General features: G+C 34.3%; 14 protein-coding genes. 5 read left to right on the forward strand and 9 right to left on the reverse strand.

The window, feature by feature from the left end; genetic code table 11:
- Positions 1 to 82: 82 nt before the first annotated feature.
- From MUB18_RS13835 to MUB18_RS13870, 8 genes are all read right to left on the reverse strand, one after another.
- Positions 83 to 598 (reverse strand): MepB family protein, encoded by a 516-nt coding sequence (locus MUB18_RS13835; RefSeq protein WP_248753477.1) that lies wholly within the window; start codon positions 596 to 598, stop codon positions 83 to 85.
- Positions 599 to 633: 35 nt separating this feature from the next.
- Positions 634 to 1,290 carry a DUF1801 domain-containing protein gene (locus MUB18_RS13840; protein WP_248753478.1) on the reverse strand — a complete coding sequence of 219 codons (657 nt, stop codon included), beginning with the start codon at positions 1,288 to 1,290 and terminating at the stop codon, positions 634 to 636.
- A gap of 190 nt (positions 1,291 to 1,480) precedes the next feature.
- Positions 1,481 to 2,746, reverse strand: a complete 1,266-nt coding sequence (locus MUB18_RS13845; RefSeq protein WP_248753479.1) for a hypothetical protein — start codon at positions 2,744 to 2,746, stop codon at positions 1,481 to 1,483.
- Positions 2,747 to 2,752: 6 nt separating this feature from the next.
- Positions 2,753 to 4,741 (reverse strand): hypothetical protein, encoded by a 1,989-nt coding sequence (locus tag MUB18_RS13850; protein ID WP_248753480.1) that lies wholly within the window; start codon positions 4,739 to 4,741, stop codon positions 2,753 to 2,755.
- A 4-nt stretch (positions 4,742 to 4,745) separates the two neighbouring features.
- Positions 4,746 to 5,432: a hypothetical protein gene (locus MUB18_RS13855; protein WP_045754659.1), complete on the reverse strand. Its 687-nt coding sequence runs from the start codon at positions 5,430 to 5,432 to the stop codon at positions 4,746 to 4,748.
- Between the two features lie 159 nt (positions 5,433 to 5,591).
- Entirely contained in the window at positions 5,592 to 6,221 is a 630-nt protein-coding gene (locus MUB18_RS13860; RefSeq protein WP_248753481.1) for a response regulator transcription factor, read from the reverse strand.
- Complete coding sequence (locus tag MUB18_RS13865; RefSeq protein ID WP_248753482.1) at positions 6,221 to 8,479, reverse strand: sensor histidine kinase; 2,259 nt, start codon at positions 8,477 to 8,479, stop codon at positions 6,221 to 6,223. Before MUB18_RS13865 ends, MUB18_RS13860 begins: the two co-directional genes overlap by 1 nt.
- Positions 8,480 to 8,630: 151 nt before the next feature.
- On the reverse strand, positions 8,631 to 9,986 hold the full coding sequence (locus MUB18_RS13870; protein ID WP_248753483.1) for a WG repeat-containing protein: 1,356 nt from the start codon (positions 9,984 to 9,986) through the stop codon (positions 8,631 to 8,633).
- 333 nt (positions 9,987 to 10,319) lie between these two features.
- On the opposite strand from MUB18_RS13870, the gene MUB18_RS13875 reads away from it, so the two are divergent.
- From MUB18_RS13875 to MUB18_RS13895, 5 genes are all read left to right on the forward strand, one after another.
- Positions 10,320 to 10,814 carry a hypothetical protein gene (locus tag MUB18_RS13875; RefSeq protein WP_248753484.1) on the forward strand — a complete coding sequence of 165 codons (495 nt, stop codon included), beginning with the start codon at positions 10,320 to 10,322 and terminating at the stop codon, positions 10,812 to 10,814.
- A 71-nt stretch (positions 10,815 to 10,885) separates the two neighbouring features.
- Complete coding sequence (locus MUB18_RS13880) at positions 10,886 to 12,409, forward strand: NAD(P)H-hydrate dehydratase (RefSeq protein WP_248753485.1); 1,524 nt, start codon at positions 10,886 to 10,888, stop codon at positions 12,407 to 12,409.
- A 372-nt stretch (positions 12,410 to 12,781) separates the two neighbouring features.
- Positions 12,782 to 13,585: a hypothetical protein gene (locus tag MUB18_RS13885; RefSeq protein ID WP_094772671.1), complete on the forward strand. Its 804-nt coding sequence runs from the start codon at positions 12,782 to 12,784 to the stop codon at positions 13,583 to 13,585.
- A gap of 222 nt (positions 13,586 to 13,807) precedes the next feature.
- Positions 13,808 to 14,203, forward strand: a complete 396-nt coding sequence (locus tag MUB18_RS13890) for a VOC family protein (protein WP_045754665.1) — start codon at positions 13,808 to 13,810, stop codon at positions 14,201 to 14,203.
- A gap of 168 nt (positions 14,204 to 14,371) precedes the next feature.
- Positions 14,372 to 15,340, forward strand: coding sequence for an ROK family protein (locus MUB18_RS13895; protein WP_094772669.1), 969 nt, complete (start codon positions 14,372 to 14,374; stop codon positions 15,338 to 15,340).
- A 135-nt stretch (positions 15,341 to 15,475) separates the two neighbouring features.
- Here the strand turns inward: MUB18_RS13895 and MUB18_RS13900 are convergent, their stop codons facing one another.
- Positions 15,476 to 16,111, reverse strand: a complete 636-nt coding sequence (locus MUB18_RS13900; protein ID WP_211322301.1) for an alpha-ketoglutarate-dependent dioxygenase AlkB family protein — start codon at positions 16,109 to 16,111, stop codon at positions 15,476 to 15,478.
- Positions 16,112 to 16,307 lie beyond the last annotated feature (196 nt).

The raw sequence follows: 16,307 nt of genomic DNA on the forward strand, positions 1-16,307 counted from the left end.
AATGGTATTAACAATTTACACATAATTTATTTAAAGTTCAAAATATATTATCCAAAATACCCATTTGTTAAAAAGACTCAACTTAAATCTGTAATAAATGTTTTGCTCTTGTGAGATCGATTTGTTGATGTTCAGGTAGGTGTAAAAAATATAATTTTTGCCAATCTTGGGTTTTCTGCGCCTGTTTATTTTCAACGACATCCCAGTTTGGATAAACTCGAAACCCCCGTTTGCCTTCTTTACCATTTCCAGAAAGTATCCCTTCTTGGAATAAAATAGCTTTTGGGAATATGAAGATTCCAAGATTTGGTTCTTTTCGCACAGCTATGATATAAAAGTCTATAGGATCATTAATTTCGAAAGGAGCGATAATACCAGAAGTAGTTCGCTGCCATAAGGTAACAAATTGCCCAGTTTTTGTCGGTGTTATTTTAGCTGTCCTATATTTAAATTTTCGATTTATCAATTCAAAATTCTGAGCAGCATATTCTTGACTTTCAAGTTCTCGTGTTAAGTTTGCTATTGCTAAACCGCAAGTCCGAAAGACATATTGATCTATTTTTTGTAAGTTAGGATCGACAATTTGAGTATATAACAAGGGAATAAATTTAATTTATACTTTATTTGAAAAAATTAGTTTTCGATACAGGTTGACTGTAAGAGCTGATGGGAGCCATCACAGGAAGGCATGCGTTTTGATAAACCACAGATACAATCATTTAAGCCTTTTCCCTTCAAGATGCGTGGAATATATTTTTCAATACGTGCTTGGATAGTCTTAGATTGTTTAGGCGCTGCGAAATGAAGTAAATATGCTCGTTGTCTGCCTGGAGTTAAGGCCTGAAAGGCAGCTGTCAATATGGGATCTGCTTTTAATTTTTGTTCAAATTCTAAAGGAACTAAAAAATCGGAAGTCTCTTTTAATACAACTTTCAATCCACTTTTTTCAACTTCTATAGCTTCAAAAATATATGCTTTAATTTGAGGCTCTTTCTCCAATATATCTGCAACATTTGTAAACTTTATACTTCTTGAAGATTGAGAGTTCTCACCATGTTGCATCAGCAGTGAGTACGTATCACTTAATAGCGCACCTTTAAAAAAGCCAAGTTCGCAATAGGATTTAAAACGATTGATCAGAACAACATTTTTATTGTTGTATGTATAGCAAGGTGTTTTCCACTTAAACGTTTCCATGAGTTGACAGTCAAGTACAATTCTACGCAAAAGTTTCATTTCTTCTTGCCATGTCTTGCTATTATTTAAATATTCATCTACTTGAGGATTCATGATAGAAACAGATGCTAATTTTATAATTGTAATGATACAAATATAAATAGACTTTACCAGAGCTTAATATAATTGTAAAAAAAAGATCTTCCTATCGTTTTGATTTAAAAGTAGATTTTTTTCTAAAAAAAATGATACAGTATATTTCTACACTGTATCATCTTCAAAATATTAATTCGGTTCCGTTATACTAATAATTGATTTGTCCCTTTATGGACAATTTCTTTTGATCCTGTAGCGTAGTCATTATTGTCGCCTGAACTTTATTATCTTTCAAATTTTTAAATATAGATAACGTCCATTCTTCTGGCCATGTCTCAAAATCTATAAAACAATAAAAAGGATATAATGTGGGGCTGCTCTCAATCTGATTGATCAAATTATCAGAAGTTGTCTGTAACAAATATTGGCCGGCTTTCATTTTATGGAATTGATAAAACATATTATTCGGAAGTGATTCTTCCAGCGATTTGTTATATTTCCAAGCCTGTATGATATGAGGTACACGCAGCTCTTGGATCTTTTTTGCTTCAACAGCATTAAAATCCTCATCGTATTCGTAAGTAATTGAAGTATCCCTTTGAGTGATAGGATTAGCTTTTACTTGTAAATCAAAGTAATTAGAATAATTATCAGCTAACTCTGCTTCATTAAGTCCAGTATACTTGTTCATTACATGCGCAAGTATAGGAATATCCTTCAGATGAACCAGACTCCAGAAAGCAAGCGTCTGATCTGTGGTGTCCATAGCTCTGATTTGCAATTCCTGATCTATATCATGAGATAGTAACCATTCACCATCAATTTCTGTTTTATTTTTTCCAATTGATGCTTCAATTTTTAAGCTTTTGTCTTTCTGTACATAGTTAATATGCTTTTTTGACAGTACGTGCTCAAATCCTTTCAAATCACCGATCTGTGTCCATGTATGACTACGCTGTAATAAAGATTCTAGATCTGCATTTTCTGAACTGTTATCTAAAGCTATCTTGTAGATAAAATGATTTCTATCAAATAGTATTTGGATATATTTTCCTATTATAACACTGACTATACCCTTTTCTTTATTTATGAATTTTATTCCTTTGGGATAATGGTTGGCGAAAAAAGAAAAGCAATCTTCATAGTTCTTTATAGCCAAAATACCGTAAAATTGATTTTTATGAGCGGCAGTATTGAATAAAAAAATTCGGGCTGGAATTGAAATTCCAGCATCCAAAATAAGGCTTTTTATCCATGTTTCCTTACTCTTTACATCAGGAGATTGATCACCCTTTGAAAGCAGGGAGGAGATATTATCCAATAACAAATCATCAACTGCGATAGATAAGACAGAAGCACTTTCTTTACTTACATATTGCTTCTCAATGTTGTTTTTTCGAACCATATAGACTGTCCACCCAAGTGCACATATTAAAAACAATAAGGAGCTGATGATTATTGCAATTCTTTTCATCTATAATTAGTTTTTGATATTATGATCTAAATTTTTCATAACATGCTTCAATATATATTGAAGTGCATTTTTATCTTGTTTTGGTAACTCCACAGAAAATTCTCCCGAAAAGCGATTTTTATGAAGATTTGATTTAATTTGAACATCTCCATAAGCAGAAAGATCTTTTAATGTTTGTTCCAGAGATGCGGTAACAGGAATTTCGAGTTTATTGACAACTTCAGGTATGGCATTGGTATGAACAACCATATTAAAAGGATTAGTAGACATGTCTTTTTTTACTTTCATATTTCTACTTGTTTTAAAACGATTTTGTTCAATGGAAGTTAACTGTTCCAAATCACTTCCTACAAATACAATATCATGCTTAAAAAGAATATAGATTGGTTCTAATTTTTTCTGTTCAGAAATTTTATAAATACCATTTTCCAAACTTACCTCTTGTTTCTTTACTGCAAATTCAAGGATTTTTTTATATAACCGTTGATCCTGAGAAGTAAACATCCAAAGGAAATTAGGCACATATTCATCTTTTGTTTTTGTTATTTCTTTATAATTATAATCATCATCATATTCATAGGTAACATAATCTTTTGTTACTTTCTGTAGATCGTTTAGAAAGAAAGCATGATCACCCTTCATTACTTTACCGATAGATTTTTCATCTAATCCGATTTCTAAAGCGGTCGCAGCTATAGTTACCACATCAGCATATTCTCCTGCCAACGGTGCGTACCAACGAGATATTAATGCTGGTAATTGCTTTAGATAACCCTCTGTACTGATATTCATAGAGGCATATGCTAAGTGATTTTCAGGAATATATTGACTGAATTTTTTATTAATTTTATTATTATAGAGCGTTTTGAAAATTTTAGCCATTTCTGCATCTACACCTACTGTTCCAGTCAATTTTAGCGTATGTTGATCTTGTATCAAATCAAATGTAGCATCTTCATAGCCGTATTTGAAATTTTTCAAATCAACACCGTAAGCCATTTTTAAGACGTCGTAAGGCAAGGCATCCTGATATAATTTATCCAGATTTGGTATCCATATCCTTAGTAGATGTTTTTGATCAGCGATCTTGACTGCTTTATGTTGTCCCAGATTATTTTTAGGATCTAAATAATGGTTAAAATCATTAGTAAGCCAAGTGCCAAATAGTTTATTTTTAAGAGAATCATTCTTAGCTTCTCTGATTTGGCTGAGAAGGTATAATGAATCAGATTCAACATCGTAACTATCCATTTCAACCGTATCAATATCATCATTCCAATCTTCAACAGATATGACAGCAGATGTATCAGCATAAGCTATTTCAGCTTCAGCGGTAGCTTCACTAATTTCCTCTAAGATATTTACGGTATCAGGTAATACCTCTTCAGTAGCAATAGCTTCAACTGCTACAGCAGTATCTGCGGCACTTAATGTGTCATCATATAGCCAAGTATCACTACTGCCACCATATAGACCAAGATCTAAGCCATAGCGATCGGCCACCTCTTTCATTTGAAAGTAATTGCGATGTAGATCACCTGTCAAAACAAATAAGGTTTCTTGATTCCATGCGACCTGTGTCTTTCCGTCTTTTGAAACCCTTCTTTCATAGCCATTATACATGGGAAGCAAATCAAATTGTGAAAACATACGCTCTTTGACTTTGTGGTTTGCTTTCAAGGGAATTAAAACACCAATGTAGTATAAGCTATCCGTATTGGTCCGATAAACAAATGCTTGTTTATCTAAATCGAAATCTAATTCTTCCAAGCTTTTAATAGAAAAATCCAAGTTATTTGTTGACTTTTCAAAAGCTCCTAATTTCGTTAAGGTCTCATTCAGTAATTCCATAGAACTCTGTTCTACAATAGCTTTATTATTAATGGCAACAACAAAGTCAGCTTGAGACGGTATTTTGCTCGTCAACTCTTGAGCTGTAGCTTGCATGCTTGAAAAAGCAGCGAATGCTAACAAGGGTAAGTATTTAAAATTCATGTATTTATTTATTATTTAAGGTTATTGTATTTGCTAGGGACGCCTTTCCACTAGCAAGATCAGTTGCTTTTAGTTTCAGTAAGACTGCTTTTGCAGAACTTGATATTTTTGCCGAAGCATGTTGTTGTGATTTGACCGTTTTATCAAATCGTACGATTTGGGTATAATAAGCATCATTGAAATATTTTCGATCAGTTTCAGATATACGTGCATATTCTTTACTTAAAACCGGAGAGTGTGTATATGTTCTGGTGAAAGTACCTGTATGAGCATTATAAGCATAGCTATTATTGTTACCCAAAGCACTCTTAAAGTGAGTACTAAGTGCTTTACTAAAGTTATTTAATGCCGATACTGATGCAAAATGGCAAGACACAGTTGCGATATAATTATTAAAATCCAAACTATATTGTACCTGACTAATACCTGCTGTATTTTTTAATATACGAATCATATCTTCAGTTTCACTCTTTATCTTGTCCTTTGTAGGTATTTGAATACCATTAACACTTTTTAGTTTCATTAATGACGCTACTTTAGTACTGCTTTTGCTGAGATTAAGAGTAGCCTTTATGTTTCCTGATCCATTAGCATTCAGGTTAATATCTTCAATAAAATCAAAGCAACTCGTGAGTAAGCTGCAGCAACAGATTAAGATAAATAGTAGTGAGAACGATTTGAGTTTGATCATTTTTAATTATTTTTAGGATTTAACCAGATGTAATTCTTCAATAAAATAGCATCCGACACTTTGGTATATAATTTCATATAATATATTAATTAGTAAAAATAGTGTTTAACACACCTTTTCAGTATCCCTGATTATGGTGGTTTTTATAGGAGATTAAGATTATTGACGTATGAGTCCATATTCAATGGCTAATTTGATAACTGAGCTTAGATTTTTTGAGCCAAATTTTTCAATGAGATTTTTCCGGTGACTTTCGACAGTATGCGGACTAATGAATAATTTTTCTCCGATTTGGCTAGTAGTTAGTCCAGATGCTGCTTCCAAAAGTACTTCTTTTTCTCTACGCGTCAATTTTGGAACTATTTTTAGTTCATCTTTAGTTTTCTTCTCTACAATAATTTTAGTTTGTGAACATAAAAATTTGTTTCCTTTTAATATTTGTTCTATCCCATTGATAATTTCTTCTACAGAAGCATTTTTTTGAATATATCCATGAGCACCTTCTTGTAGCACACTATTGATCACCGCATATTCATTGTGAACGCTGATAATTATAATGTGCATTTTAGGATATTTTATTCGAAGAGGTGCTATCAATTCTATACTATTTGCGTCAGGCAGATTGATGTCTAATAAAAGTACATCTACAGGTGTTTTAGTTAATGCAATATGCATCGTATTAGCATCTGGAAAACAACCCACCACCTCCAAAAGTTCTGATTTGGAGAGTATATTTTTAAGCCCCTCTAAGAGTAGGGGATGATCATCTGTAATCGCTATTTTAATCATTAATTTTTATTTTTTGGAAATAAAACCTCAACACTCGTTCCAAGATTTATTTCAGATTGAATACTGAATCTTCCTTTTAGAAAATCGATCCGAGATTGAATATTATAAAGTCCTGCTGATTGATTTCCTTTGATCTGTTGTATATCAAATCCAAGGCCATCATCTTCAACAGTGATGCAATAACTATCAGCTTCTTCTACAATCTGAATGATGATTTGTTTTGGATCTGCATGTTTTATTGAATTATTGACCAGTTCTTGTACAATACGATAAACCAAGAGCTGCTGTTCTTTGGTTAGCTGATTTTTATAGTGTAAAAATTGTACATCAATATCTAGAAAATCATTGGACATACGGGCTGCATAATCTTGCAGTGCTTCCTGGAGTCCAAATCTATAAAGTAGATCAGGCATGAGATTGTGAGCGACACGACGGAGTTCCTCCACAGCAGTATCCAATTGTTGTATGGACTTTTGCATGTCATCTTTCATGGTTAAATCTAACTTATCCGTTAATTGTGATAAGTTTATTTTAGTGCTGGATAATAAACCACCTAGTCCATCATGTAGATCTCTTGCTATACGTCCACGTTCTTGTTCTTGGCCTTCCAGCATAGCCGTCAAGTTAGATATTTTAGAGTTTTGACGTTCTTTGTCTAACGAAAAATTGTACAGTTCCTTATGCTGGCGCATACTCTTGGATCGCTGTTTATAAGCATAGAGAAGTAAACAGAAAAGCAGTAAGAAAACTAGCATTAAAACTACATAATATTTATTTATCTTTTCTTTATAAGAGATTTCATTTTTAAAACTTATGATATCATGAGCACGACTTTGAGTTTCAAGACGAGACAATTTTAATTCTTGAGTTCTTTTCTCGGATTCCAACTGTGTTAGCTCCAGTTCCTTTCTTTGATTTTCCTCATGCAGCTTTAAGTTTTCAAATGCTTGCTTTTGCTGTAGACCGATGGTCTGCATCAAATTAATTTGTTGTTCCTTCTTATCAGACTCCAACTGCATGGTGATCAGTTGTTGTTGCTGTCTTTCTTTGTCAAACTGAGCCTCTAATCGCTTACCTAGTTCTAATTGTTCTTGATTATAAATGGATTTAAATGTCTCCATATACGCTTTGTGGTAGCGAATAGCTTCAGTCAAATTTTGGTCTGATTCCGCGATTTCAGAAAGATTTTCATATATACTCAAGACGATATTTTGATCGGGTACACTACTTTTAGAGATCTCGACAAGAGCCGACAATAAATATGCCTTTGCTTCCTTAAAATTTTTATTTTTCAAGGCAATCTCTGCCATGATGCCATAGGCAGAGGCAACGTGGGTGTACTGCTGCGTCTTTAGACCTTGCTTTTGAGCAAGTTGAGCATATCGAAGCGCTTGATCTTGATAGCTTTCAGGATAAGACGTCAGATAAAGATGAGCCAAATTATTGGCAACAAAAGAAAGGTTTGAAGGGAATGGAATATTGTTCTTGTTTTGGCTATAGGTATTGATCGCTTGTAAATAGTATTTTTCAGCTTGATCCCGCAACTGTTGCTTAGTTTCATCCGCTCTATATCGTTGCTCATACATATAACCCATAAGCATATAAGCATCAAATATAGCAATCGGATCATCTTGCTGAATGGCTAGATTTAAAGCAAGTAAACTATATTTTTCTTGCAATTGGTATTCATTCCAATTCGCATATATTGAAGTAAGCTCTTTGTAAGTGGATGATTTTCGCGAGCTTAGAGTGGGAGAGGAATGGCACTGGTCAAAATAGTTAATAGCACGTAAAAAACTTCGTACAGCCTCACCCTCTTTATTATTACGCGCATATAGCCAGCCTTCACAATAATAGACATAGCCTTTGATTTCTTGATTCTTAGATTTGTAAGCAAATTCCTTTGCTTTTGATAAACTATTTTGTGATTCCTTTAAGCGCTCGGCAATGCGATTGTTCATTGCATCGATGGCATATAGATTCGCAGCATATTGACCATCCTGATAGCGAACTGCTATCTGAATATTTTCTTTCAGTATTTCGGCAGCTAGATCTTCTTGTTGATTAAAAAATAAGGCTCTTGCATATTTACCAGCTATATATAATCGTTCCGTATTCGAAGCAGGAGTATTTTCATATTGTTGCTTCAGCTTATCTAATATTTCTTGAGCAAGAGCACCATTCACGATTAAACACAACATCAGAATAAGTAGAATTTCTTTAAATTGTTGGCCAAAACCGATTATGCTCTTCTTCATTTGCATTCATTGTGGATCTTTCTGTAAGAGACTAAGATATCATTTTTTATAAACATGTATCGATTAATTGCTCAAAATAGCATGACAGATGTCATTTGTAGATAAAATTGACCGCTCATTTTTATGGACATCATTAGGTGAATATTTAAAATTATTCAGCCTCGAGAGCCGGTATTTTTTCCCCTTTAGTATTAATATAATAAAAGTCTTCCCCAGCCTCATCTTCCGACACGATGGCCACACCATCTGAAAAGGCAATTGCAGTTGTAAATTTGAAAGGAATAGTTGTTTTACCCTTATCGTCAATAAAACCATATTTTCCGTTTTTCATAGCCAAGAACGTTGTTCCTTCATCTGGTAAAGCCATATAATCATAGCCGTTTGCGATTTTCTTATTATCTTTAATGCTGTATAATGCATAGTATTGACCTTGAGTTGAAATAAAGTAATGCTGATTACGTCCCATAATGTATTCATGCACCGCAGGGACGACTACTTGTTCTTTTTCATTAATATATCCACTTTTATTATTTTTGGTAAACTGCATTAGACCATGTTCAGGGAAATTAATCATATCATAATTAGCCTTAATTAATACTTTGCCATTTTCATCCAATAAACCGTACTTATCCTGTTGACCATAAAGGAATTTACGATCTTTTTCTGAATAGGTTAAAAAATCATATTGTAGAGGAATCACCTCTTGCCCCCTTAAATTCATCGCACCAAATTTGTCTGAAGAATTATTTACAACCGATATATCACCTACATATGGTGCTACAAATGCATATTTTGGTTGGACAATAATTGTTCCGTTTAGATCACGTACTCCATATCGCTCACCTGTTTCATCAGTAAAGGCGAAGCGGTCATCAGCTATCTGGGTATCACCAAATCCTTCTGCAGAATCGACCTCCATTTGAGTATAGTGGTCTGGAATTTCGAAGAGTTCTTGAGGTAATTCTTCATGTTCAATTTTTGTAGCAACGTAACCACTCCCAGAAACGGTTATGGATAATGGTGCTCCAGGTAAGACATGTAAAAAATTAAACTCTGACCAAAATAAATTAGGAATTTGTTCGGTATAGTAAACTTCCAATTTGATTTCTTCGTTAGTATCTTCATCAGTACCCAGATTTAAAACGGCAAGTTGGCAAGTATAACCGGCTATTTTCTTATCCTGGCCCTTTATATATTCAATCTCAATTTGTGTATAATCGTTTTTATCTCCATCATTAAGAATTAAATATTCTTCGTTTTGAGGAATTAATATAAATGATCTATAATTTTTTTTATCTGTGATTTCGATGTGGCTTTCATCGTGCGTATAGGATATGCGCATAAAATCCTGATTTACCCAAGCTCTTAATTGCGTATCACTTATTCCGTCATCTCCAGAGATCTCCGTATTTATTCCGTAATCAATACGAAGAACCTTTTTGGATTGTGCTAAAGCTGACCAGCTGGTTAAGCATGCGATCATCCATGCTAGTGTTAATCTTTTCATATAATATTAAAGTATGATCACAAAGGTGATTAATGTGTATCACTTTTTTTATCCCTGATAGCAGCCATATTGGATATTGCTGCCATAGCATTTATTTTAGTTCTTCTTAATTTTTGTTTTTATCAAATTACTTAGGAGCGATATTTTAAGATAAGCGATCTGTCTGCAGTCACTCTACGCCACGTAATATATACTAATTTAAGCTTGACTTTTTAGATGATGGGGGTATAGAGAATTGCTTTGTAGTGATTAAATAATAAACTGTAAACAATAGCTCCATGTAGTTTGTTGAAAGTATATACAGTTGTATGCGATCCAAAGACGTTCCATATTATGCAAGTTTATATATTACTTTGTTACATATTATTACTTTCGCAGCCTTGCTTAAATCAAGTCCAACGGATTTCAGAGGAAGAGTCGGCGCTTCGAGATATTGTCTTTATGCGCACTGAAGGATTGTTGATGACACAAATGTTGGAGAAAAACTCCAAGAACAGAGATGTATTGAAGATTTGTAAACAAGTAAAAGTATATTATAAACAGACACAACCCCAGTTGTTGGCAGTCACGCAAGGAAAGGATCTCAAGTTGGATGAAAGTCAATTTGCAACTATCGCCAAAGAAGTAGAGAAAAAGTTTGAGAATTATAATGTCAATCGTGAAGACAAGTGGATCGACATGTATAAACTTCATATCCACAATAGTATACGCGTGTATAGTTTGTTTTTGCAAAGAAGAGAATGGGTAAGTGTTACCTATTTCTCTTTTAAAGCATTACCAGAATTGATCAATTTGGAATTAGAATTTAATAAGCTGGATATCAAATAAGGATATTTTAAAAAATTGATCTTTAGATTTGATCATTTTTACACCTATATTTAGTTCATATTTAGAATAATATGAAAATTCTTTCTGCGGCGCAAATTGCTCAAATTGATGCTATAACTTGTGAGGAACAGCATATAGCGAGTTCAGATTTAATGGATCGTGCAGCTCACGCTGTTTTTTTAGAATTAAAGAAACGGTACCAGAACATGGCCAATCAACATTTTACTATTATCTGTGGTAAAGGAAATAATGGCGGCGATGGACTTGTGTTAGCACGCATCTTGGATGATAATTTAGCAGAGGTCAACATTTATTTAGTAAAGTCAGCAGATTATTCCAGTAATAATCTGATCAATCAAAAAAAGATTTCCGATAAAAGAATTCAATTTTTTTCTGAAACAGATGATTTAGCTTTTCCTAAAGATACCATTGTTTTAGATTGTCTTTTTGGGTCTGGTTTGCGTGAAGAATTAAATGAAAAATGGAACCATATCTGCAACCAGATCAATCAAGCTGATGTCGTGGTGTATGCCATTGATATGCCTTCTGGTTTAGTGGCTGATCATCCTACCTCCCTTAAAGCTCCAGTTATTCACGCAGATTTAGTGTATACTTTTCAGGTTCCAAAACTCAGTTTGTTAATGCCACAAAATCAATGTTTTTATGATGACTTTCAAGTGCTGGATATTCAATTGAGTACACATGCTATTGAGCTTACAGACTCGAATATGAACTATGTCACAGAAGATATCATCTGGTCATCCTACAAAAAAAGAAAAAGGTTCGAGCATAAAGGCAATTTTGGGCATATCCTGATCATAGGCGGTAGCAAAGGGAAGATGGGAGCGGTTCAGTTTGCTTTAAAGGCCGCATTGCGTAGCGGCTGTGGTTTGGCCACAGCTTATATACCATCAAACGGGAATACCATCATACAAACGGCTGTCCCCGAAGCGATGTTGTTGTTGGACGATCACAGTAGCTACATCACCAATATACCCCAACTATCGTCTTATCAAGCAATAGGAGTTGGAGTAGGTTTGGGGACTGCAGTAGAAACGGTTAAGGCATTTTCAAAATTTTTAAAAAGCATCAGTGATCAACCTATAGTAGTAGATGCTGATGCCTTGAATATATTAGCAATCAATTCTGAATGGTGGAGTGCCATACCGCCAAATAGTATTTTGACCCCACATCCAAAAGAATTGAGCAGGATCATTGGGACTTGGGCTGATGATTGGGATAAATTAAAAAAAGTGAAAAAATTTGCACATCAGTATCAATTGCATATTTTGGTCAAAGGTGCAAATAGCGCTATGGTCATGGCAGATGGAACGATTTTTTTTAATAGTACAGGGAATGTGGGTATGGCAACCGGCGGAAGCGGTGATGTTTTAACGGGTATATTAACCGCATTGCTAGGTCAAGGCTATCCACCACAGCAGGCATTAATATTGGGCGTCTACATACATGGTAGAGCAGCAGATATAGCAGTGCCATCTATTGGAAAGTATAGCCTCTTGCCATCTGACATCATATCTTTTTTACCTCATGCGTTTCTTGAGTTAGAAAAGAATGGATCTGTAATATCTAGATAAATAACAGGATTAACCGCAATTTTTTAAGCTGTTTATACTACCAAATTATTAAGTAATAATTTCCGCTAATCGAATACGATTGTCCAATCAATATAATCGCCCATCTCCGAGCTGGTACACCGTAAAATGGATAACTTTTATACTTTCCCAAATATTAAGGGTGTTTTTTATAAAATTAGCTTGTATACCCGATGCTGATACCAGCAAGTTGATATATTCAGGACATTGATTATCATAAGCAATTTTATCTAAGAATAGACCCTTCCACAATTGCTTATTTTAAATATTAGTGATATATTAGAAAACAATAAATAGAACCTATCAAGGGACTATATTAATGAATATCCGCTAAAAATTAACCATTTATTGAAGATGAAGATTTATAAAACTTTTATTCCCGTATGTGCCGCACTCTTTTTGTCAGCCTGTTCTTCTAACTACTTAATGACTGTTAATAGTGTCAATAGTAAAAAAGATCAAGATCGTAGCACCTTTCTATATTCAAATGATACAATAGCTGTTCATTACTCTTTTGCAGGTAAAAACGGCGAGATTTACGTTAAAGTAGAAAATAAATCAAATAATCCGATCGTTTGGGATTTAAAAAACTCAGCTTTGGTGATTAATGGTAAAGCAAATAGCTATGCTGATGGTCGTATCAATATGAAAGGACAAGTGAATCAGATGAGTACTTTTAATGATGATTATACGTATGGATATTTTAAGGGAACAGCAACACTCCCTAAAGATGTATTATTGATACCTCCACATGCTTATGTTGACGGAAGTTATTTTGATTTGCGAAAGGATATTAAAGAATTCGTTACAATAGCTAAAAAACAAAAGGCAACCCGGTATGGGATGAATGGAAATCAATATCAGGTGAAAGAAGCTAAATTTAATGAAGATAACTCTCCGTATATATTAAGAAGCTTTTTGAGTTATTCCATTTTGAACAATAATGAAATGATCTTAAAGACGACAGAACAAAAATTTTATGCCCAAACATTGTTTCAAACAGGAGCTATGTCTTTAAATAATGTGTTCGAATATTATACCGAGAAAGGAGACATGATGGCTTATCGAAAAATAAAAGGTGAAAATGCACTATTGCTTGGCGGTGTTGCGGTATTAGGTGCAGCAGCCGTAGCGCTTGATGATAAAGAAGTTAAATAAGTTATCATCGATCGTAAGAGAATGCCCTATCGAGATAGATAGGGTTTTTTTTATGTTTTTTTTAGCTATAAAAGCAATTACTGACATACAGTTGTCAACACCCTACTTATTTTTGTGCCCAACAGAAATATCTTTATTAAACATAAACAAGGCATCACATTTTGAGATCATATGCTCAAAGAATGTCACCTAGACCATAGACAAAATTTTAGTAACAAAAGTATGATTAAATTTAAGTACACCATTCTATATGTGTCCGATGTGACACGATCAATTCAATTTTATGAACAAGTATTTGGCTTTGTTAGAAAATTTATTACCCCAGAAAATGATTATGGTGAACTCATTACAGGGGAAACTACGATTTCATTTGCATCACATAAACTTGCTAATACAAATTTGACGGCAGGATATACAGCAAGTTCGCGTTTAGACAAACCCTTCGGGATAGAATTAGGTATCGTAACCGATAATGTGGAAGATCTAGTGGACAAAGTATGGGAGTTTAATGGCGTTATTGTTGAGCAACCCACCATTAAGCCATGGGGACAAACAGTTTCTTATGTACGAGATCTGGATGGTTTCTTGATTGAAATTTGTACCCCCATGCATGAATAAAAGAATCACGATATGAAAATTAATCTCTTCATTCATGTAAAAAATGATTTCATAAATGAGTTTTTATTCTTTGATCTACAACAGTCATCCTTCAATTAGTATTTTTTAAATAGCGCATTTATACATTTTTTTTTATAGTTTTAGCGATTTAGTATATTAAATTAAGAAATGGCGTTAACAAACTTGTCAGCACGAGTCGCTCTTGGAATAGATATCGGCGGAACCAACACTAAATTTGGAGTGGTAAATCATCGTGGGGAAGTTCTTGAAAAAGGATCCTTAAAAACAGATGAATATGAAAAAGTAGAAGATTTTATCGATGCATTATATCTTCAAATCTCTCCTTTAATCGAGAAATATGGAGCAGATAAAAATTTTGATGGTATTGGAGTAGGAGTACCTAATGGTAATTATTATACCGGCACTGTTGAACAAGCTCCCAATTTGCCTTGGAAAGGGGTGATACCTTTTGCCGAAATGATGCAAGATAAATTTAACATGGACTGTACCATTACCAATGATGCAAATGCGGCAGCCCTTGGAGAAATGCTTTTCGGAGCAGCTCGTGGTATGAAAGATTTCATCATGATTACTTTAGGTACTGGTGTAGGGAGCGGAATTGTTGCCAATGGAAATGTTATCTATGGACACGATGGCTTTGCGGGAGAATTAGGGCATTCCATCGTAAAACCCGGAGGCAGAAAACACTGGAGCACAGGTTCAGAAGGAAGTTTAGAAGCTTATGCTTCAGCAACAGGTATTGCAATTACAGCAAAGAAAATGCGTGCTGAATTTCCGAGCTCGATGTTAAATCAATATCCTGAAGAGGCTATCAATTCCAAAACAGTTTATGAATGTGCTATAAAAGGTGATCCGATTGCGATTGAAGTTTTTAGATACACAGGGCAAAAACTGGGGGAAGCATTAGCAAATTTTGTAATGTTTTCATCACCAGAAGCGATTTTGCTATTTGGAGGAGTAATCAAGGCAGGAGATTTTATTTTAAAACCCGCTAAACTTCATATGGAAAGAAATCTTTTACCCATATTCAGGGACAAGGTAAGATTAGTTTTTAGTGAGCTACCAGAGGCTGATGCAGCTATTTTAGGTGCAAGCGCTTTAGTTTGGGAGCAATAGCATACTGTTACCACTCATTTCTAATAAGCATCTAAAGCTGATAAAATAAGACTTACCGGATGGTTGGTATCAATAAATCTGGTAAGTCTTATTTGTTAACTTTTTTGCTCGATGATACGATCCAATTGTTTTCAATTAGTGACCTTCAATACGGTTGACGTTTCTGAAAGTAAGGTTTATCCGAGGTAAAATATTTTTAGCGGTTTTAGGTACTTGGTGTTGCCAGCAACTATTAGTTGTTCCTGCCATCAGGAGAAAAGATCCATGGTGCAAGGGGATTTCCACTTGTTTTACGGCCTTCAAAAATCGATGGCGAAGGCGAAATAGACGAGTTTCTCCAAAACTGACCGAAGCGATTACAGGATTGGGTCCTGACTGATCAATATGATCACTGTGCCATGCTACACCATCTTTTCCGTCCCGATACAGATTAAGTAAGACCGCATTAAAGCTTAATCCAGTTTCTTTTTCCACACGTTTCCGGATGGCCAATAGTTCAGGAGTCCAATCAGGACCATTTAGATTAGCACCACTATTATTTTTATTTTCATACCACGCAATCATACGTGGTGCTTTCACCGTTTTGTCAAATATTTCCATCTCATATTCACGCCATGTTGTATCCCTCAATAGCGTATTATAATAATAATCAGATTCTTCTTTTGTAAAGAAAGAATCGATCAGCATCAGATCGGTATCCGGGAGATCAAATCGGACTTTCCCCGCATTTCCCGTAGCAAATATTTCCGTATCATCAAATAAAGTCATCATCGTATCTTATGTTTATCAATTCAAGGGGTAATAATGCGATTCATCATGTCCCAAAATAATGAATCAAAAATACTAATTTTATTAGTTTGTTGAAACTATAAATGTTAGTGTTTTTTTAGAAAAAATAGATGGCAGGAAATTTACCATTGATAAACATTGAAATGATCCCGTACACAACCGTGATTGAACCTATTCT

Origin of the sequence: Sphingobacterium sp. PCS056, assembly GCF_023273895.1 — a bacterium.
Classification (GTDB): Bacteria; Bacteroidota; Bacteroidia; order Sphingobacteriales; family Sphingobacteriaceae; genus Sphingobacterium.

Coding starts and splice junctions, on each gene's coding strand:
- MUB18_RS13855 (WP_045754659.1), bottom strand. CDS start 5,432: ATGATCAAACTCAAATCGTTCTCACTACTATTTATCTTAATCTGTTGC.
- MUB18_RS13850 (WP_248753480.1), bottom strand. CDS start 4,741: ATGAATTTTAAATACTTACCCTTGTTAGCATTCGCTGCTTTTTCAAGC.
- MUB18_RS13880 (WP_248753485.1), top strand. CDS start 10,886: ATGAAAATTCTTTCTGCGGCGCAAATTGCTCAAATTGATGCTATAACT.
- MUB18_RS13900 (WP_211322301.1), bottom strand. CDS start 16,111: ATGATGACTTTATTTGATGATACGGAAATATTTGCTACGGGAAATGCG.
- MUB18_RS13890 (WP_045754665.1), top strand. CDS start 13,808: ATGATTAAATTTAAGTACACCATTCTATATGTGTCCGATGTGACACGA.
- MUB18_RS13840 (WP_248753478.1), bottom strand. CDS start 1,290: ATGAATCCTCAAGTAGATGAATATTTAAATAATAGCAAGACATGGCAA.
- MUB18_RS13895 (WP_094772669.1), top strand. CDS start 14,372: ATGGCGTTAACAAACTTGTCAGCACGAGTCGCTCTTGGAATAGATATC.
- MUB18_RS13870 (WP_248753483.1), bottom strand. CDS start 9,986: ATGAAAAGATTAACACTAGCATGGATGATCGCATGCTTAACCAGCTGG.
- MUB18_RS13875 (WP_248753484.1), top strand. CDS start 10,320: ATGCAAGTTTATATATTACTTTGTTACATATTATTACTTTCGCAGCCT.
- MUB18_RS13865 (WP_248753482.1), bottom strand. CDS start 8,479: ATGAAGAAGAGCATAATCGGTTTTGGCCAACAATTTAAAGAAATTCTA.
- MUB18_RS13845 (WP_248753479.1), bottom strand. CDS start 2,746: ATGAAAAGAATTGCAATAATCATCAGCTCCTTATTGTTTTTAATATGT.
- MUB18_RS13860 (WP_248753481.1), bottom strand. CDS start 6,221: ATGATTAAAATAGCGATTACAGATGATCATCCCCTACTCTTAGAGGGG.
- MUB18_RS13885 (WP_094772671.1), top strand. CDS start 12,782: ATGAAGATTTATAAAACTTTTATTCCCGTATGTGCCGCACTCTTTTTG.